General features: G+C 72.0%; 16 protein-coding genes and 1 pseudogene. 9 read left to right on the forward strand and 8 right to left on the reverse strand.

The window, feature by feature from the left end:
* Positions 1–29 precede the first annotated feature (29 nt).
* The 3 genes from ACN6LM_RS21165 (at position 30) to ACN6LM_RS21175 (ending at position 3,380) form a co-directional block, all read left to right on the forward strand.
* The gene (locus ACN6LM_RS21165; RefSeq protein WP_202542706.1) at positions 30–275 is read left to right on the forward strand and encodes an SCO4848 family membrane protein; all 246 of its coding nucleotides are present in this window, start codon (positions 30–32) and stop codon (positions 273–275) included.
* Positions 276–349: 74 nt separating this feature from the next.
* Positions 350–1,606 carry a metallophosphoesterase gene (locus tag ACN6LM_RS21170; RefSeq protein WP_445066937.1) on the forward strand — a complete coding sequence of 419 codons (1,257 nt, stop codon included), beginning with the start codon at positions 350–352 and terminating at the stop codon, positions 1,604–1,606.
* Positions 1,607–1,826: 220 nt separating this feature from the next.
* Positions 1,827–3,380 (forward strand): ABC transporter substrate-binding protein, encoded by a 1,554-nt coding sequence (locus ACN6LM_RS21175; RefSeq protein ID WP_445066938.1) that lies wholly within the window; start codon positions 1,827–1,829, stop codon positions 3,378–3,380.
* A gap of 27 nt (positions 3,381–3,407) precedes the next feature.
* Here the strand turns inward: ACN6LM_RS21175 and ACN6LM_RS21180 are convergent, their stop codons facing one another.
* Together ACN6LM_RS21180 and ACN6LM_RS21185 are read right to left on the reverse strand one after the other, a co-directional pair.
* Complete coding sequence (locus ACN6LM_RS21180; protein WP_445066939.1) at positions 3,408–4,133, reverse strand: TetR/AcrR family transcriptional regulator; 726 nt, start codon at positions 4,131–4,133, stop codon at positions 3,408–3,410.
* A 27-nt stretch (positions 4,134–4,160) separates the two neighbouring features.
* Positions 4,161–5,408, reverse strand: coding sequence for an MFS transporter (locus ACN6LM_RS21185; protein ID WP_445066940.1), 1,248 nt, complete (start codon positions 5,406–5,408; stop codon positions 4,161–4,163).
* A gap of 98 nt (positions 5,409–5,506) precedes the next feature.
* Between ACN6LM_RS21185 and ACN6LM_RS21190 the strand changes: the two genes are divergently transcribed.
* Positions 5,507–6,016 carry a MarR family winged helix-turn-helix transcriptional regulator gene (locus tag ACN6LM_RS21190; protein ID WP_445066941.1) on the forward strand — a complete coding sequence of 170 codons (510 nt, stop codon included), beginning with the start codon at positions 5,507–5,509 and terminating at the stop codon, positions 6,014–6,016.
* Positions 6,017–6,171: 155 nt separating this feature from the next.
* Here the strand turns inward: ACN6LM_RS21190 and ACN6LM_RS21195 are convergent, their stop codons facing one another.
* The 5 genes from ACN6LM_RS21195 to ACN6LM_RS21215 all read right to left on the reverse strand — a co-directional run bounded on the left by ACN6LM_RS21195 (position 6,172) and on the right by ACN6LM_RS21215 (position 10,354).
* Entirely contained in the window at positions 6,172–6,948 is a 777-nt protein-coding gene (locus ACN6LM_RS21195) for a succinate dehydrogenase iron-sulfur subunit (RefSeq protein ID WP_018101096.1), read from the reverse strand.
* Entirely contained in the window at positions 6,948–8,702 is a 1,755-nt protein-coding gene (gene sdhA / locus ACN6LM_RS21200; protein WP_445066942.1) for a succinate dehydrogenase flavoprotein subunit, read from the reverse strand. The genes ACN6LM_RS21195 and sdhA overlap by 1 nt, the downstream gene beginning before the upstream one ends.
* 30 nt (positions 8,703–8,732) lie before the next feature.
* Positions 8,733–9,215: a succinate dehydrogenase hydrophobic membrane anchor subunit gene (locus ACN6LM_RS21205; RefSeq protein WP_445066943.1), complete on the reverse strand. Its 483-nt coding sequence runs from the start codon at positions 9,213–9,215 to the stop codon at positions 8,733–8,735.
* 5 nt (positions 9,216–9,220) lie between these two features.
* Positions 9,221–9,601 (reverse strand): succinate dehydrogenase, cytochrome b556 subunit, encoded by a 381-nt coding sequence (gene sdhC / locus ACN6LM_RS21210; RefSeq protein ID WP_164399125.1) that lies wholly within the window; start codon positions 9,599–9,601, stop codon positions 9,221–9,223.
* Between the two features lie 243 nt (positions 9,602–9,844).
* Complete coding sequence (locus tag ACN6LM_RS21215; RefSeq protein ID WP_445066944.1) at positions 9,845–10,354, reverse strand: 2-oxo-4-hydroxy-4-carboxy-5-ureidoimidazoline decarboxylase; 510 nt, start codon at positions 10,352–10,354, stop codon at positions 9,845–9,847.
* Between the two features lie 320 nt (positions 10,355–10,674).
* Between ACN6LM_RS21215 and ACN6LM_RS21220 the strand changes: the two genes are divergently transcribed.
* The 3 genes from ACN6LM_RS21220 to ACN6LM_RS21230 all read left to right on the forward strand — a co-directional run bounded on the left by ACN6LM_RS21220 (position 10,675) and on the right by ACN6LM_RS21230 (position 14,035).
* Complete coding sequence (locus ACN6LM_RS21220) at positions 10,675–12,270, forward strand: beta-N-acetylhexosaminidase (protein ID WP_445066945.1); 1,596 nt, start codon at positions 10,675–10,677, stop codon at positions 12,268–12,270.
* A gap of 130 nt (positions 12,271–12,400) precedes the next feature.
* Positions 12,401–13,225 carry a DUF4328 domain-containing protein gene (locus tag ACN6LM_RS21225; RefSeq protein ID WP_445066946.1) on the forward strand — a complete coding sequence of 275 codons (825 nt, stop codon included), beginning with the start codon at positions 12,401–12,403 and terminating at the stop codon, positions 13,223–13,225.
* Between the two features lie 240 nt (positions 13,226–13,465).
* Entirely contained in the window at positions 13,466–14,035 is a 570-nt protein-coding gene (locus ACN6LM_RS21230; RefSeq protein ID WP_445066947.1) for a hypothetical protein, read from the forward strand.
* A 30-nt stretch (positions 14,036–14,065) separates the two neighbouring features.
* On the opposite strand, the pseudogene ACN6LM_RS21235 reads toward ACN6LM_RS21230, so the two are convergent.
* Positions 14,066–14,221: pseudogene (locus ACN6LM_RS21235) on the reverse strand (Uma2 family endonuclease); the annotation flags it as partial.
* 417 nt (positions 14,222–14,638) lie between these two features.
* Between ACN6LM_RS21235 and ACN6LM_RS21240 the strand changes: the two are divergent.
* Together ACN6LM_RS21240 and ACN6LM_RS21245 are read left to right on the forward strand one after the other, a co-directional pair.
* Positions 14,639–15,463, forward strand: a complete 825-nt coding sequence (locus tag ACN6LM_RS21240) for an RNA polymerase sigma factor (RefSeq protein ID WP_445066950.1) — start codon at positions 14,639–14,641, stop codon at positions 15,461–15,463.
* Positions 15,463–16,587 carry a hypothetical protein gene (locus ACN6LM_RS21245; RefSeq protein ID WP_445066948.1) on the forward strand — a complete coding sequence of 375 codons (1,125 nt, stop codon included), beginning with the start codon at positions 15,463–15,465 and terminating at the stop codon, positions 16,585–16,587. The genes ACN6LM_RS21240 and ACN6LM_RS21245 overlap by 1 nt, the downstream gene beginning before the upstream one ends.
* Positions 16,588–16,773 lie beyond the last annotated feature (186 nt).

Here is a 16,773-nt window from a genome sequence, read left to right on the forward strand (position 1 = left end):
CCCCTGAGCGCGGCGGCGATACTGAATCCATGAAGCTCAGCCGCCCGGTCTCCTGGTTCCTGCTCGCCTTCGGGGTGTGGTCGTGGGTCATCTGGGTCACCTTCGCCAAGAATTTGTGGAAGGACGGCAGCGGCCTCGCCTTCGACGACGCCGGTGACCCGACCGCGTACTTCTGGGTGCATCTGCTGCTCGCCATCACGTCCTTTCTCCTGGGGACGGCCGTGGGCTGGATCGGGTTCCGGGGCGTCAGGGCCCTGCGCACCGAGAAGGCTTGAAATCACTGGTCCCGGCCGGGATCTGAACCGGGGGGCACCGGTGTAAATAGGATGAACAGGGCGGGGGAGCGGACATGCGGGTCGTGGGGGCCGCGCTGGCGGCGGTCGTGGTGCTCGCCCTGCTGGCGGCCGTGCACCGCTACCTGTGGCGCCGGTTCGTCGGTGACACGACGACCCAGGGCAGCCCGTGGCGCAGGGCCGGCACGATCGCCGCGTACGTGCTGCCGCTGCTCAGCGTCGGCGCCCTGGTCGCAGGGCCGGCGGGCGCGCCCTTCCCGGTCCAGCGGGCGCTGGCCTGGCCCGGGTACCTCTGGCTCGCCGCGCTGCTCTATCTGACGCTCGCCCTGCTCGTCGGCGAGGCCGTACGACCCCTGCTCCGCCGGTGGCTCGCGCGCCGGACGGCGGCCGATGCGGCACCCGTACGGGAACCCGCGCCCGCCCCCGTACCGGCGTCGGCGCCGGAGGCCCCGCCCGAGCCGCAGTCCGCCGCGCCTGCCCTCCACACCCCGTCCCGGCGGCTGTTCGTGGCGCGGGCGGTCGGGGGCGCCGCCGCCGTGGCCGGGCTGGGGACCGTGGGCTACGGGACGTACGGCGTGTTGCGCGGGCCCCGGGTGAAGCGGGTCACCGTGCCGCTCGCCCGGCTGCCGAGGTCCGCCCACGGTTTCCGCATCGCCGTCGTCAGCGATATTCACCTGGGTCCGATCCTGGGCCGCTCCCATACGCAACGGATCGTGGACGCGGTCAACCGGACGCAGCCCGATCTCATCGCGGTCGTCGGTGATCTGGTGGACGGATCGGTCGCCGATCTCGGTCCGGCCGCCGAACCGCTCGCCGGCCTCCGCGCCCGGCACGGTGCGTTCTTTGTCACCGGCAATCACGAGTACTACTCCGGCGCGGCCCAATGGGTTGATCATGTAAGGGAATTGGGGCTGCACCCGCTGGAGAACGCCCGGGTGCAGACCGGCGGTTTCGATCTGGCCGGGGTCAATGACATCGCCGGCGAGAGCGAGGGGCAGGGCCCGGATTTCGCCCGCGCCCTCGGGGGCCGCGACCCCGCCCGCGCGGTCGTGCTCATGGCCCACCAGCCCGTGGTGATCGACGAGGCCGTCGAGCACGGCGTGGACCTGCAACTGTCCGGGCACACCCACGGCGGCCAGCTGTGGCCGGGCAACTACGTGGCGGAGCTGTCCAACCCGACGGTCGCCGGGCTCGAACGCCATGGCGACACCCAGCTCTACGTCACCCGGGGCGCCGGGGCCTGGGGTCCGCCCGTGCGGGTCGGCGCGCCGTCCGACATCACCGTGGTCGAGCTCGCCTCCCGGCAGGCGTAATCCCTCTCGCGCGCACGCGAAATGGCGGAACGGGTGACCGTTCGGGAACCCTCTGTATTCGGCGTAAGCGTCAAAGGTTTCGACTGACAAACAATTGGCTATGAGCCTCTGATCTCCCCTTCCAGATGTGAAAATCGTGTGATTTGCTGAGCGCGAACGTGCGGTGATCTGCGTATCTGAGCGCGACACCGAGGTGGGGCTGTTAAGGGAGAGCACGTCAATGCGGTCGATCCGGCTACGGATTCTCGCGATTTTCGCGGTATTGGTCATCGCAGGCGTGGTCGCCTGGCAACTCCTTCCCTCGGACGAGGGGAACTCCGATCCGGTCGTCATCGGCACGACCGACGCGGTGACCTCGCTCGACCCGGCGGGCGCCTACGACGCGGGTTCCTGGGCGATGTACAGCAACGTCTACCAGTCCCTGATGACGTTCAAGTCCGGCGGGATCGTCCCCGAGCCGGACGCGGCCGAGAGCTGCGGCTTCATCGGCGGCAAGCTCCAGACGTACCAGTGCAAGCTCCGTGACGACCTGACGTTCTCCAACGGTGACGAGGTCACCGCCGCGGACGTCAAGTACTCGTTCGACCGGATGCTGGAGATCAAGGCGGACGCCGGTCCCTCGGTCCTCTTCCCCAGCCTGAAGAACGTGGTCACCGAGGGCCGGACCATCACGTTCAACCTCTCCTCGCGTGACGCGACCTTCCCGCAGAAGATCGCCACGGGCGCCGGCGCGATCGTGGAGAAGGACTCCTACTCGGAGCACAAGCTGCGCAACGACGGCAAGGTGACGGGCTCGGGGCCGTACGTCCTGAAGTCCTACGAGGCCGGAACGAAGGCCGAACTCGTGCCGAACTCGCGGTACAAGGGCGCGATCCCCAAGACCGGCGGCCCGGTCACCGTGCGGTACTACAAGGAGTCCGACGACCTCCTCTCGGCCTGGAAGTCCGGCCAGGTCGACGTGACGCACCGTCAGCTGCCGCCGTCGGCGCTCGCCGAGCTGAACCCGGGTGACACCGACAAGCGCGTCACCGAGGCGGACAGCGCCGAGATCCGCAACCTCGTCTTCAACGTCCGCAAGGACGCCCCGCTCGCCGACCGCAGGGTCCGCCAGGCCATCGCGGCGGTCATCGACCGCGGTCCGCTGGTGAGCAAGGTCTACAAGGGCACCGTCGAACCGCTCTACTCGCTGATCCCGCAGGGCACCATCGGGCACAGCACCCCGTTCTTCGACGCCTACCCCTCGCCGGACTCCAAGCGCGCGAAGTCGCTCATGGACGAGGCCGGCGTCCAGACGCCGCTGGCCCTCACCTTCGGCTACCGCGAGGGTGACCAGTACGTCGACGAGACCAAGGAGATCCAGCGCCAGCTGAACGCCACCGGGCTCTTCAAGGTGACGATCAAGGCCGTCGAGTGGACCCGGTTCCAGAAGGGCTACGCGGCCGGTGAGTACGACATGTACACCGTCGGCTGGCTCCCCGACTACCCGGACCCCGACACCTTCAGCCAGCCGCTCGTCGGCCGCGACAACACCCTCCACAACGGCTACACCAGCAAGAAGATGGACGATCTGATCGGCGCCACGCTGCAGTTCAGCGACCGCAGCCGGGCCTCGGGGGACTTCAAGGATCTCCAGAAGCTGGTCGGCGAGGACGTGCCGCTGGTGCCGCTGTGGCAGAAGAAGGACTACGTCATCGCCAAGTCGGACGTCTCCGGCTCGCAGTACCTCTCCGACGGCACGGGCGTCTGGCGCCTGTGGGAGCTCGGCTGGATCTGATCCACCCCTGCGACGACGCGCGGGCGGCTAGGGCCTCACCGGTCCGGCCGCCCGCGCCGTCGTTTCCGGCAGGAACTCCTCCAGCACCTCGTGCACCTGCCGCACCAGCGGCCGCAGCACCCGGAACCGGGACAGCGCCAGGGCGCGGGCGGCGATCGGGACCGTACGCGTGACCAGCCGGCGGCTGCGGGCGGCGCCGGCCGTCCGGTCGTACACCCAGAACAGCACCAGGCCCATGTGCGCGAGCCACATCAACCGCGGGAGCAGCGGGGCCAGTTCGGGGTCCGTCCGGGTGGTGGAGCCGGTCAGGCAGCGCGCGTGGATCGCGATGACCGCCTCGCGCGCGGTGACCGACTCCGGCGAGAACGGGCTGAGCGGGCTCTCCGGATCGGCGGCGTTCCTGAAGAACTGCGTGGCGAAGGGGCGGTACGGCTCCGCCACGTCCAGCCAGGCCAGCAGCACCCCGCGCAGCCGGGCCGCGAGGTCCTGCTCGCCGTCCAGGACCGGCCGCACCGCCTCCGCGTGCTCGGCGGCGAGCCGGTCGTAGAACCCCTGGACCAGGTGCTCCTTGGACGAGAAGTAGTAGTAGGCGTTCCCCACGGAGACGCCCGCCTCCTGGGCGATGGCCCGCATGGTCGTCCGGTCGTAGCCGCGTTCCTGGAAGAGCCGGAGCGCGGTTTCGAGGATCAGCGCGCGGGTCTGCTCGCTCCGGGGGGCCTTGACGGCCTTCACGTCCTTCTCTTCCTTCACCACGGCCCGAGCGTAGCCGGGCCGCGCCCGCTACCCCGCCGCCGGAGTCGTCCTCGCCGCCGCCCCGGTCTCCCGCGCCGCGACGGCGGCGGGCACCCCGAAGCGCCGTACGCCCGGCACGGCGGCGGTGGCCGCGCAGGCGGCGCCCGCCAGCAGCCCGGCCGCGGCGAGCGGGGCCTCCGTGTTCCAGGCGGAGGCGGCGAGCGGGGCGAGGGTGTAGCCGAGGGGCATCGCGGCCAGTGAGAGCAGCCAGTCGTACGAGGTCACCCTGGCCAGGGCCTGCGGCGGCACCGCGGACTGGACGGCGGTCTCCCAGACCGGGTTGAGGAAGCCGAGACCGGCCATGGCGATCCCGTATGCGGTGAGCGAGACGGCCACCGGGGCGTGCGCGGCCAGCAGGCACAGCGGCAGCGCGTACAGCGCGCCGGCGAGGTTGGCGGCCAGGACCGCCCGGCGGGGCCGGATGCGGCCGGCCACCAGCGAGCCGGCCAGCAGGCCCACCGCGCCGGTCTGGAGCAGGACGACCCAGCTCCCCTTGCCGCCGGGGCCGTGCAGGAAGAGGGCCGGGCCGAGCGTGGTCAGCACGGCCGCCGCTCCGTTCCAGACGGCGTGCGCGATCAGGCTCGTCCAGTACCAGTCGCGGCTGCGGACCTCGGTCCAGCCGGACTTGAGGTCGCCGAGCAGGGAGCTCCGGGGGATCGGGACGTGGCGGACCCGGATCACGTACAGCAGGGCGGCGCTGACCGCGAAGCTGGCGCCGTCCAGCACGAAGGCCCAGCCCGGTCCGGCGGTGAGGATCAAGGCCCCGGCGACGGCCGGCCCGCCGATCCGCGCGGTCCCGGAGGCCACCGCCATCAGCGAGTTGGCGCGCAGCAGACCCGACTCGTCCACGGTGCCCCGGACCAGCGGCGACGAGGTCGGCATCGCGAAGGCCCCGGCGGCGCCGCCGACCGCCTCGGCCAGGGCGATCTGCCAGAGGGCCGGGGTGCCGGAGAGCAGTTCGGCGCCGACGAAGAGCTGGGTCGCGCACCGCACGAGGTCGGTGGTCAGGGCCACCGTGCGGGCGTTGAAGCGGTCACCGACGACACCCCCCAGCGGGAGCAGCAGCAGCTTGGGCACCATCGCGCACCCCAGCACCAGGGCGAGGGCGCCGGTCGAGCCGGTGGCCAGATAGACGGCGAGGGTGAGCGCGGCGGGGATCGCGGAGTCGCCCAGCATCGAGAGGGAGCGGCCGATGAAGAGCAGCCGGAACGAGCGCGTCCTTAAGGGGTGGACCATGGGCGGCAATCTATTTCGGAACCGAAGTACCGTCAACGGGAATACCGCTTCCGAAAGGGTCCCCCGCCCCCGGGAGGTGCCCGCGTAGGCTGAGCGCCATGGAGCTACGCGACTGGACCGACGGGCACGTGGACCGGTGGAGACCCGTGCTTCCCGAGCTCGATCCGGATGTCGAGGGCGCGGTGACCCGGATGAAGAAGCTCTCCGTCCATCTGCGCCGGGTGCGCGAGCAGTCCCTCATCGACTTCGACCTGGACCGGCAGGAGTTCGACACCCTGCACAAGCTGGCCGGGCGCGGCGGCACGGCGGCCCCGTCCGAACTGGCCGCCGACCTCGACCTCGCCCCCGCCTCCGTCACCGGCCGGCTGGACGCGGTCGAGCGCCGCGGCTTCGTCCGGCGCACCCCGTCCACCACGGACCGGCGCCGCGTCGACGTGGTGCTGACGGACGAGGGCCGGTCGACCTGGCTCGGCGCGATGGCCTTCCTCGGGCACGAGGAGGAACGGCTGCTCGGCGTCCTGGACGCGGACGAGCGGGCCCTGCTCAACGACATGCTGCGGCGCGTCATGGTGGTCGCGGAGGACCGGGGCGGGGCGGCCTGGGACTGACTCAGCCCTTCGCCTGCCGGGCCGGCTCCACGGCCAGGACGGTGACGGAGTGCCGGAGGGTGGTCATCCGGACGACCGTACCGCCGGGTCCCCCGGGCACGGCAAGAGGCCCGGACCCCCTGCGGGGGACCGGGCCTCTTCCTGTGCTCGGGGGATCAGAAGCGACGCGTGATCAGCGCGCGCTTGACCTCCTGGATCGCCTTGGTGACCTCGATGCCACGCGGGCAGGCGTCCGTGCAGTTGAAGGTGGTGCGGCAACGCCACACACCGTCACGGTCGTTGAGGATCTCCAGGCGCTGCTCTCCGCCCTCGTCGCGCGAGTCGAAGATGAAGCGGTGCGCGTTGACGATCGCCGCCGGGCCGAAGTACTGGCCGTCGTTCCAGAACACCGGGCACGAGGACGTGCACGCGGCGCACAGGATGCACTTGGTGGTGTCGTCGAAGCGCTCGCGGTCCTCGGGGGACTGCAGGCGCTCGCGGGTCGGCTCGTTCCCCTTGGTGATGAGGAAGGGCATGACGTCGCGGTACGCCTGGAAGAACGGGTCCATGTCGACCACGAGGTCCTTGAGGACTGTGAGGCCCTTGATGGCCTCGATCGTGATCGGCTTCTCCGGGCTCAGGTCCTTGATCAGCGTCTTGCAGGCGAGCCTGTTCTTGCCGTTGATCCGCATGGCGTCCGAACCGCAGATGCCGTGCGCGCAGGACCGGCGGAACGTGAGCGTCCCGTCCTGGTCCCACTTGATCTTGTGAAGGGCGTCGAGGACACGCTCCTTCGGGTCGATCTCGATCTGGAAGTCCTGCCACTGGGCCTCGTCGGAGACCTCCGGGTTGAACCGCCGGATGCGGAACGTGGCCGTGATGTACGGCGAGTCGGCGAAGCCGGCCTCGGGCTCGGGAGCCTTGTCGGCCTTGTCCAGGGTGGGTGTAGCCATCAGTACTTACGCTCCATCGGCTGGTAGCGGGTCGTGACGACCGGCTTGTAGTCCAGCCGGATCGACTCGGTGCCGTCCTCGGCGACCTCGCGGTACGCCATGGTGTGGCGCATGAAGTTGACGTCGTCGCGGTTGGGGTAGTCCTCGCGGTAGTGACCGCCGCGGGACTCCTTGCGCGCCAGCGCCGACGTCGCCATGACCTCGGCGAGGTCGAGCAGGTTGCCCAGCTCGATGGCCTCCAGCAGGTCGGTGTTGAACCGCTTGCCCTTGTCCTGGACGGACACGTCCAGGTAGCGCTTGCGCAGCTCCGCGATCTTGTCGACCGCGGTCTTGATCGTCTGCTCGGTGCGGAACACCATCACGTTGGCGTCCATGCACTCCTGGAGCTCCTGGCGGATCGCCGCGACCCGCTCGGTGCCCGTGGAGTTGCGCAGCCGCTCGACCTGGTCGATGACCTGCTGCGCCGGGTCCTCGGGAAGCTCGATGAGGTCGCTCTTCGCGGCGTACTCGGCGGCGGCGATGCCCGCGCGGCGTCCGAAGACGTTGATGTCGAGCAGCGAGTTGGTGCCGAGGCGGTTGGCGCCGTGGACCGACACGCAGGCGACCTCGCCGGCGGCGTACAGGCCCGGGACGACGGTGGTGTTGTCGGCCAGCACCTCGCCCTCGACGTTGGTCGGGATGCCGCCCATGGCGTAGTGCGCGGTCGGCTGGATCGGGATCGGGTCCGTGTAGGGCTCGATGCCGAGGTACGTACGCGCGAACTCGGTGATGTCCGGGAGCTTGGCGTCCAGCTGCTCCGGCGGCAGGTGCGTCAGGTCGAGGTAGACGTGGTCGCCCTCGGGACCGCAGCCGCGGCCCTCGCGGATCTCCGTGTAGATGGAGCGGGACACGACGTCACGGGACGCGAGGTCCTTCATGACGGGCGCGTACTTCTCCATGAAGCGCTCGCCGTCCTTGTTGCGGAGGATGCCGCCCTCACCGCGGGCGCCCTCCGTCAGCAGGATGCCCATCCGCCAGATGCCGGTCGGGTGGAACTGGAAGAACTCCATGTCCTCCAGCGGCAGGCCCCGGCGGTAGCAGGCGGCCTGGCCGTCACCGGTCAGGGTGTGCGCGTTCGACGTCACCTTGAAGAACTTGCCGGTGCCGCCCGAGGCGTAGATGACCGACTTCGCGCGGAAGACGTGGATCTCGCCGGTGGCCAGCTCGTAGGCGACGACGCCGGCGGACTTCTTGACGCCGTCCTCCTCGACGACCAGCTGGTCCAGGACGTAGAACTCGTTGAAGAACTCCACGCCCTCCTTGACACAGTTCTGGTAGAGCGTCTGGAGGATCATGTGACCGGTGCGGTCGCCGGAGTAGCAGGCACGGCGGACCGGGGCCTCGCCGTGGTTGCGGGAGTGACCGCCGAACCGGCGCTGGTCGATCTTGCCCTGGGGCGTACGGCCGAACGGCAGGCCCATCTTCTCCAGGTCGAGGACGGCGTCGATGGCCTCCTTCGCCAGGATCTCGGCGGCGTCCTGGTCGACCAGGTAGTCACCGCCCTTGATCGTGTCGAAGGTGTGCCACTCCCAGTTGTCCTCCTCCACGTTGGCCAGCGCGGCGGCCATGCCGCCCTGCGCGGCGCCCGTGTGGGAGCGGGTGGGGTAGAGCTTGGTCAGCACGGCGGTGCGGCTGCGCTTGGTCGACTCGATGGCCGCGCGCATGCCGGCGCCGCCGGCGCCGACGATGACGGTGTCGTACGTGTGGATCTGCATGGTTTACCTCTGGTCCTTCGGGCCCGGCGCCTAGCGGATGTTCGGGTCGAAGGTGAAGATCACCAGCGTGCCCAGCAGGACGGTGAACACCGTGGCGGTGTACAGCAGCATCTTCAGCCAGAAGCGGGTGTTGTCCCGTTCGGCGTAGTCGTTGATGACCGTACGCAGACCGTTGGCGCCGTGCAGCATGGCGAGCCACAGCATCGCCAGGTCCCAGACCTGCCAGAACGGCGAGGCCCAGCGCCCCGCCACGAAGGCGAAGCCGATCTTGGACACGCCGCCGTCCAGCACCAGCTGGATCAGCAGGTGGCCGATGACCAGGACGACCAGCACGATGCCCGACAGGCGCATGAAGAGCCAGGCGTACATCTCGAAGTTGGTGCGCGAGCCCTTGGGGGTCTTGCCGGTCCGCTTGCGCGGCGGCTCGATGACGGGGGCCGGATTGTCAGCGTTGAACTGTCCTGCAGCGCCAACGCCTTCGACGGCGCCGACCGCGGAAGTCTCGGTGGACATGGGCCTCAGCTCCCGAAGAGTTCGCGTACGGCGTGGCCGAGGACGGGGTACAGGGCACCCAGCATCAGCACGATCCAGATACCCAGCACGGTCCAGAGCATCTGCTTCTGAACGCGCGGGCCCTTGGCCCAGAAGTCCACGGCGACGATGCGCAGACCGTTCAGCGCGTGGAAGAGAATCGCGGCCACCAGGCCGTATTCGAGGAGCGCGACGATCGGCGTCTTGTACGTGGACACGACGTCGTCGTAGGCCTCGGGGGAGACGCGGACGAGGGCGGTGTCCAGGACATGCACGAACAGGAAGAAGAAAATGAGGACACCGGTGACTCGATGAGCCACCCAGGACCACATGCCTTCCCGGCCGCGGTACAGCGTTCCAGCCGGCACGGAAGAACCCTCCGGGAGCGGGGATTGGGGTCGGCCGGCTTGACTGTCGGTCTGACCCGGCCGGGTACGGTCCACCGGCCCCGGCCATCGTAGCGACGGATTGTCGGTTCGATCGCGCGGGGCCCTCCGGTGTGATCAAAGTGGCAACGAAACAGGCACGGACGGGCTATGGACAACCCTCCGCGACCCTCTCCGGCCCCTCAGTGCCGGGGAATCCGGGCCGGGCGGCCCGGCCCCAACCCGTTATCGACTCGATATCAACGCGGCCAGGCGGCCCCGGGCGAGTCGCCGCATCTCGTCCGCCGCGACCGCCCGCTCCCGGTCCTCCTCGTGCGCCAGCCGGGTCCGGATGCCGGCCAGCACCTGGTCGGGGTGTTCGGCGGGCGGATAGCCGTCCAGGCAGATCACGAAGGCGTGGCCGAACTTGCGTTCGTACTCGGCGTGGGCGGCGGCCAGCGCGAGATGGGCGGAGCGCGGCGCGTCCGGCCGCAGCCCCGGGGACACCTCGGCCGCCAGCGCCTCGGCGTGATCGCCGGGGGAGAGGTCGTAGGCCGCCTCGTCGGCCGCGGCGAGCAGCGCCTCCGCGTCCGGGTAGGGGCGGTGGCCGGCCAGGCGCCGCGCCCACGCCGGGCTGCCGAAGCACTCCAGGAGGGCCGCCTCGGCCTCGGGTGCGGGAGCGCCGTTGAACCGGGGGAGGTCCCAGGCGGGCATGGTGGACCGGGCGGACGCGCCGGTGCGGCTCTGCACGGGCACGGCGGTGCGCCGGCCGGGCCGGGGCGGCTGCTCGGGGAGGCCGGCGTGGGACTCGCTGGACCTGGACAGCGTGAGCTCCCGAAAGAAGAGACGAAGGGGGACTCGGATAGGAAGAGGGCTCAACGCTAGCGACGGGGGGACAAGGGTGGGCGAAGGATGCGCGAATTTCACCCGGACGGGAGAGTTTCGCAATGCCTGACGAGCGAATGTGTGAGGAGAATGCCCGGTTACCTCCCTACATCTGCACCGATTTCTGACAGTTCCGCTTCCTTTCTGCTCCCCTTCTGCTCCCTTTCCCCCGAACCGGAGGTTTCTGGCTGATGGCACCCTCACGCGGCACCCTTCTGGCCGTGGCGGCGGCGGCCGCGGCGGGCGTCGCCCTCGCCGGCTGCGGCGGCTCCGGATCCGAGCACGGCAACGGCCCCGAGACGTCCCGCGCGGCGTCGTCCCCTTCCCCCACCCCGTCACCGACCCGTAGCTACCCGCTCTCGAAGACGCCCCGCGCGATCCCCGCCGTACGGGAGCACACCCCCGCGCACGGGCCCGGCTGGAAGCCCGCCGAGGACAGCGGGGTCGTCATCGCGGACGGCAGCGGCAAGCTGGCCGACGAGGGAAAGCTCCTGGCGGGCGAGCTGAAGATCCACTACCGGGGCGAGGTGCCCGCCCGCGCCGGTGACGTCGAGCTCGCCCTCACCCCGAAGGCGTCCGGCGGGCCGGAGTCGTACACCCTGCGCACCGCCGACGGGCGGGTGAGGATCAGCGGTCCCGGTGAGGCGGGCGTCTTCTACGGCACCCGCACCCTCAAGCAGTCCGTGCGCGCCGACGGCTCCATGCCCGAGGGCGTGGTGCGCGACCGGCCGGACAAGCCGCAGCGCGGCCTCAACCTCGACATCGCCCGCAAGCACTACACCGCCTCCTGGATCGAGGCCCGGATGAGGGAGATGGCCGACCTCAAGCTCAACCAGCTCGGCCTGCACTTCTCCGACGACCAGGCGTTCCGCATCGAGTCCGACTCGCACCCCGAGGTGGTCTCCCCGGACCACCTGACCAAGAAGCAGGTCCGGCACATCGTCGCCCTGGCCGGCCGGCTGCACATCCAGGTCGTCCCGGAGATCGACTCGCCGGGTCACCTCGGCGCGGTACTGCGCGCCCACCCCGACCTCCAGCTGCACAACGTCTCCGGCGTCGCCTCGACCGGATCGCTGGACATCTCGAAGCCGGGCGCCGCCAAGCTGGTCGACGAGCTGCTGGGCGAGTACGCGGAACTGTTCGGCGGCGCGTACTGGCACCTGGGCGGCGACGAGTACCGGGCGCTGATGGCGAGCAACCCGGCCGCCTCCTACCCCCAGCTCCAGCGCGCCGCCGTCGCGAAGTACGGCTCCGGGGCCGGCATCGCGGACCTCGCCACCGGCTGGCTCAACGACCGGGCGAAGGTGGTCCGCAAGCGCGGCATGCAGCCGAAGGCGTGGAACGACGGCCAGTTCCGCGACAGCGAGGTGCGCGCCGACAAGGACATCGAGGTCGAGTACTGGACGGGCAAGGAGTACGGGGCCCGGACGCCGGAGGAGTACCTGCGCGAGGGCCGCAAGGTCCTCAACCTCAACGACGAGTTCATGTACTACGTGCTCGGCCAGCCCAACGCCTTCGTCTACCCGACCGGCAAGCGGATCTACGAGCAGTGGACCCCGCTCGTGCTGCGCGGCACCACCCCGGTCCCGGCCCGCTACTCGGACCAGATCCTCGGCGGCCGGTTCGCCGTCTGGGGCGACTTCCCGAACGCCCAGACCGCCGAGCAGGTCGCCGCGGGCATCCGGATGCCGCTGCGGGCGACGGCCCAGAAGCTGTGGGTCCCGGGCAGGCCGAAGCTGAGCTACGCGGAGTTCCAGTCGCTGGCGAAGGAGATCGACGCGGGCTGAGGCGCCGGTGCGGGGCCTCTGACCGTGGACAACGCGGCCTCCGGAGCATACGGTCCGGTGGCCGCGCCGTCCGGGGAGGGACGCGCGCGCTTCTCGCGTCGACGTCCGAATCCCGGGGGGTCCCGTTTCCATGCTCTGTTCACTCTGCGGTACGAGACCGGCCGGCACCGCCGACGTGCGGTGCTCCGTGTGCGCCGTCACGGCCGGCGCCGACCGGGGCCGGGCCTGGGCCGGCAGCACCGGCTGGGCGCCGGAGCCGCTCGGGCCGGACCGGCTGCGCTCGCCGGCGGGCCTGGCCAAGGCGGTGTGCGTGCTGCTCGGCGCCGCGGCCGTCGCGGACGTGCTGTCGATCGCCGCCGGAATCCACTCCCGCGTGCTGCTCGCCGACGGGCTGGACGGCGGCTTCCTGGCGGTCGACGAGGAGGCGTGGACCCGCGCGGACAACCTGTACGTGGCCGCCGGGTCCCTCCAGGCGCTCACCTTCCTCGCGACGGCGGTCGTCTTCCTCGTCTGGCTGCGCCGGGTCCGGATCAACGCCGAGGTGCTCGACCCGTACGCCCACACCATGCGGCCGGGCTGGGCGATCGGTGGCTGGTTCGTGCCTCTCGGCAACCTGTGGCTGCCGTACCGGGTGGCGAAGGGGGTGTGGGCCGCGAGTGCCCCGGTCGACACCCTCGGCGGCCGGACCGCCGTGCCGCGCGGACCGCTGAACGCCTGGTGGGCGGTGTTCGTCGCGGACCAGCTCGTGAGCCGGGGCACCGGCCGCCTCTACGCCGACGCGGAGACCGGCGAGGAGATCGTCCGCGGTCTCGACCTGGTCGCGGCCACCGACGCCCTGGACCTCGCCGCGGCGGTCCTGGCGATCCTGTTCGTCCGCAGGCTGACCGCGATGCAGTCCGCGCGCGTGCATCTCGGCCCGTTCCCCGCCGGGCCGTCTGCGCTCCAGGCGTACTGAGGCGGCTCCGCCGCGCAGGCGGCGGGCGGGGCGGGCGCGGGGGAGGTCCGTAAGGCGGGGCGGGTCAGTAAGGCGGGGGAGGTCCGCAGGGCGGGGCGGGTCCGTAAGGCGAGGCGGTGGTAATCAGCCATCGGCAGTGACGCTTTTCGGCCATTCGGCGCTGAATGCGATAACAGGAAGCGCTGCGCCCCCCTGTGTCCCGGCATGGGATGCGTACGGGAGGGCTGACAGGAGACGCCGATGAGCCTGCTCGACCTGATCGCCGCCGCCGACGACCGCGGGCTCGCCGCCGGAGCGGTCGCCTGCCTCGAACGCTGTCTTCCCCGGCCCGCCCCGGGCGCCGGCCCCGACCCGCTGCGCCCGCTCTGGGCCGCCTGCGCCGAGCCCCGGCTCTGGCCCGCCCGCCTCGCCGAGGCCCGCACCGCCCTGGACACCGCCGGGGACCCCGGCGCACCGGCCGCCCGCGTCCGGGACCTGCTCGCCGCCGCCCCGGACGACCGGGCGGGCGATCCGCTGCGCGCCTGGGCGGACGCCTGCTCGGTGCTGGCCCTGGAGGTCCACCTCGGCCACGACACGACCGCCCCCGCGACCCCGGACCAGGTGGCCCGCTGCCGCGCGGGCGACCCCTCGGGCGCGGGCCCGCTCCTGGCCGGTGAGGCGGCCCGCCAGACGGCGATCCTGGAGATGCTGGCCGCCATGGACGGGGCCGCCCCCGCCACGGCCGGCCTGCGCCAGATCCGCGACGTCTCCACGGAGGGCCAACGGGTGCTGCGTGCGGCGGCGGCCCGACGGGGGCGGGTGCGGGGCTGAGCGGGGGGTGCCGCACTCGGGGCGGCGGCCTCAGCCGTTCCGGGGCGGCGTGAGCTCGTCGAGTTCGAGGCTGATCCGGAAGGGCACGGGGCGACGGAGGGATTCCCGGAGGATGCCGGCGGGCGCGTAAGCCCCCGTCGGCGCGTCGAGCTCGTAGACATGGACGCCGGGCGCCCCGTCCTCGTCCGCTCGCTCCGTTCGAAGCTCCGGCGGAGGGTGGTCGTCGCACGGACCGTTGCTCCGGTCCGCGCGGACAGCTCCCTGAGGTCGGCCCCGCAGACGCGTGGGCCGAGTCGATGAGAGGGCTACCGCCTCGTCCTCCGGGTGGCGCCTCGTCGCGGCGCGGGAAAAACGAGGACGACCGGGGCCGCCACCCCCCACAGGAGAGGCCCCGGTCGTCTTCCGCGGGGCCGCAGGACGACCCCGTACTCATCTCAGCGCCGTGGGTGCGTTTTCTGTCACACCGGGGTGGGGCGATGGAATGTTGCGGGTTGTACAAGTCATGGACGCGGTGCACGCCAAGGACGTAGCGTGCTGAGTCGCGCAGGGTGGCGCGGCAGTGGTGACCAGCTGCGATTCGGACAGCAGGGCAGGGTTGAGGTAGTGCTGGGGGACGACGCGGGGCTTACTGCCGCGGTGCTCGCGGCGCAGCGCGGGGACGAAGACGCCTTCCGTACTGTGTACCGCGCTGTGCAGCCGCGGCTGCTTGGCTACATAAGGACACTGGTGGGGGAGCCGGACGCCGAGGACGTGGCGTCCGAGTCGTGGCTTCAGATAGCCCGCGACCTCGACCGTTTCAGCGGGGACGCCGACCGCTTCCGGGGCTGGGCCGCGCGCATAGCCCGCAACCGGGCGCTGGACCATCTCCGGATGCGCGGCAGGCGCCCCGCCGTCGGCGGCGACGAGACGGAGCTCTCCGACAAGCCGGCCGGCTCCGACACGGCCGACGAGGCGATCGAGTCCCTGGCGACCGGGCGCACCATGTCGCTCATCGCCCAGCTGCCGCAGGACCAGGCCGAGGCGGTGGTGCTCCGGGTGGTGGTCGGCCTCGACGCGAAGAGCGCCGCGCAGACGCTCGGCAAGCGGCCGGGTGCGGTGCGCACCGCCGCCCACCGGGGGCTGAAGCGGCTCGCCGAACTGCTCCGGGCGGACGCGGCGGGAACCGCGGCCCCGCGCCCGGGCGGCGGGGACGGACAGCCCGGCCCCGCCCCCGCCCCCGTCCCCGGCACGGCGGACAGCGGCCGGCGGTACGGGGCGGAGCCGGAGGGCCCCGGCGGCACCTCGGCGTCCTTCCGGGAGAATGCGGAGGACGCACCGGGACGGACCGGAGGGCTCGGTGCCGTACCCGTACAACGCCCCCCACGTACCGGCCTGGTGGCTCCCGCCGGTGTGACGCATTCGCGTCTGTGGACGCAGAAGGACATGTGATGGCCGACGAGCAGGACGCATGGCTTGACAAGGAAGCGGCGGAGAAACTGCTCCGCGGCGAACCGGTCGACCCTGCCGAAGGCCGTTCCCGCCAGGACGCCGAACGCCTGGCCGCCGCCCTCGACGCCGTCGCCCGCACCGCCCGCCCGGCCACCGGCCGCCTGCCCGGCGAGGCCGCCGCGCTCGCCGCCTTCCGCGCCGCTCCCCGCCGCCCCCGCACCGCCGGGGCCACGGCCGCGCACGGCGACGACGCCGGGACGGCGGTGCTCCCCCCGGTCCACATAGGCAGGGCGGCCGGTCCGCGCGGTGACCGCCCGTTCCGCTGGAGCCGGCCCCTGCGCTTCGGTCTTGCCGCCTCCCTGGCCTGCTGCGCCATAGGAGGGGTGGCCGTGGCCGCCGGGTCCGGGGTGCTGCCCGGCCCCTTCGGCCGGCACGCCCCCTCACCGGCGACCTCGGTCTCGGCCGCCGAATCCCCCGAGGAGCTGGGCACCGACGTGGTCCCCGACGAGGAGACCTCCGCGCCCCCGCCGCCCGGCACCCCCACCCCGGACGGCCCCACCCCCGGCGGTCGTACCGACACCGACGACGAGGACACCGCGCGCCCCGGCGACGGCGCGTCCCACGACGACCGGAAGGGCGAGGACGACGGGACCGGTACCGACCGGACGGGCGGCAGCCGGAGCGGCGGCGGGGCGGACCCCGGCGACGACGATGCCGACGACGGCGGGAACGGGGGCCCCACGAAGGGGAACGGCCATCCGGGCGACGGCACCGCAAGCTCCTGGTACGCCAAGACCCTCCAGGCGTGCCGCGACTACCGCGACGGCACACTCGACGCCGACCGCCGCACCCGCCTCGAAGCCGTGGCCAAGGGTGCCCGCAACCTGGACCGGTTCTGCGACCGGCTGCTCGCCGCCGAGGAGGACGAGCACGGCGGCGGGGCCGGGCAGGGCGGCGACGGCTCCGCACCGCTCCCCTCCATCCGGTTCACCGAGTCGCCCGGCCCCTCGGCGGCGGCCATCGCCCCGGACCCCGGGGCGGAGACAGGCACGGAGACCGGTACGACGACGGGCTCCGACGCCTTCACCACCCCGGTGCCGGCCGCCTCCGCGGCGGCCCGCTGACCCCTGCTACCGGCCGGTGTGACGTTTTCCGGCCTGTGGACGCTGTACGGAATGAGCCGACTGGTCATCGGCAGCGTCCTGAGCCGGGGTTCCCCCCGTACCTTCGGCTCGGCGCACATGGCGCGGGCGGGACACGTTCCCCACTCCAGCTTCCGGGCCTCCGCCGCCTCACCGGTCGGTGCGGCC

It is taken from the genome of Streptomyces sp. SAS_281 (assembly GCF_052542855.1).

Coding starts and splice junctions, on each gene's coding strand:
- ACN6LM_RS21230 (WP_445066947.1), top strand. CDS start 13,466: ATGAGCCTGCTCGACCTGATCGCCGCCGCCGACGACCGCGGGCTCGCC.
- ACN6LM_RS21220 (WP_445066945.1), top strand. CDS start 10,675: ATGGCACCCTCACGCGGCACCCTTCTGGCCGTGGCGGCGGCGGCCGCG.
- ACN6LM_RS21190 (WP_445066941.1), top strand. CDS start 5,507: ATGGAGCTACGCGACTGGACCGACGGGCACGTGGACCGGTGGAGACCC.
- ACN6LM_RS21175 (WP_445066938.1), top strand. CDS start 1,827: ATGCGGTCGATCCGGCTACGGATTCTCGCGATTTTCGCGGTATTGGTC.
- ACN6LM_RS21205 (WP_445066943.1), bottom strand. CDS start 9,215: ATGTCCACCGAGACTTCCGCGGTCGGCGCCGTCGAAGGCGTTGGCGCT.
- ACN6LM_RS21185 (WP_445066940.1), bottom strand. CDS start 5,408: ATGGTCCACCCCTTAAGGACGCGCTCGTTCCGGCTGCTCTTCATCGGC.
- ACN6LM_RS21245 (WP_445066948.1), top strand. CDS start 15,463: ATGGCCGACGAGCAGGACGCATGGCTTGACAAGGAAGCGGCGGAGAAA.
- sdhA (WP_445066942.1), bottom strand. CDS start 8,702: ATGCAGATCCACACGTACGACACCGTCATCGTCGGCGCCGGCGGCGCC.
- ACN6LM_RS21195 (WP_018101096.1), bottom strand. CDS start 6,948: ATGGCTACACCCACCCTGGACAAGGCCGACAAGGCTCCCGAGCCCGAG.
- ACN6LM_RS21165 (WP_202542706.1), top strand. CDS start 30: ATGAAGCTCAGCCGCCCGGTCTCCTGGTTCCTGCTCGCCTTCGGGGTG.
- ACN6LM_RS21225 (WP_445066946.1), top strand. CDS start 12,401: ATGCTCTGTTCACTCTGCGGTACGAGACCGGCCGGCACCGCCGACGTG.
- ACN6LM_RS21170 (WP_445066937.1), top strand. CDS start 350: ATGCGGGTCGTGGGGGCCGCGCTGGCGGCGGTCGTGGTGCTCGCCCTG.